The sequence below is a fragment of the bacterium genome, from assembly GCA_024228115.1.
Taxonomy (GTDB): Bacteria; Myxococcota_A; UBA9160; order UBA9160; family UBA6930.
Genome location: JAAETT010000127.1, coordinates 1 through 760 on the forward strand (window position 1 = coordinate 1; position 760 = coordinate 760).

Consider the following 760-nt stretch of genomic DNA (forward strand, 5'->3'; position numbering starts at 1 on the left):
AGCCAGACCGGCTATTAGTGCGATAGTGAGACCGGTCGGGCCGGTGCGTGGCAGCTCAGGTGGCGGTGGCGGTGTCGGCGGCGGATCGACAACCACGACGGTAACGATGGTGCTACTCGTGGTCGTGGTCGGCGGGACCGTGGTAGACGTCGTCGTGCTGGGGGGCTCCGTCACTGTCGTCGTAGAGACCGGCGGTAAAGATGTGGTCGTGGTCGGCGGTGCCACTGTGGTCGTGGTAGATGGTGGAACCGTCGTGACCGTGGTGGTGGTGCTCGTCGTGCTGGTGGTTGTCGAGGGCGGCACGGTCGTTGTAGTGGGCGGTATAGTCACTGTGGTGCTTGTGCTCGTGGTTGTCGGGGGGGTGGACGTGGTGGTGGTGCTTGATGGTGGCGCTCCCGTCGTCGTGGTGCTAGTCGTCGTTGAGGTTGGCGGAACCGTCGTAGTTGTCGGTGCCGGAACACACCCATACAAATCAACAACCACAGAACGGAAAGACCCCTGCGAAGCCCCATTATTGAAAGCTGCAGCCGCATACGCCGTCACCGTCACAGAACCCCGCCCGGTAACAACAACCGGCCCGAACCCAAACTCGTAACCATTCGCCGCCGTATAAGCCCCAGCCGCGACCTCTACCCCATCGAACAAGATACGGATATCGGGATTCCCCGACTGGCCGTCCCGGTTCGGGTCCTGCAACCAAGACGCCGAAACGCCCTGCACAGCTTCCGAGTTCCCGACTAGAACACAGGTCGCCCCGATA

At 62.2% G+C, this 760-nt stretch carries 1 pseudogene; it reads left to right on the forward strand.

Going from position 1 to position 760, the window contains the following annotated elements:
• Positions 1-106 precede the first annotated feature (106 nt).
• A pseudogene (locus tag GY937_06085) lies at positions 107-379 on the forward strand (hypothetical protein).
• Positions 380-760 lie beyond the last annotated feature (381 nt).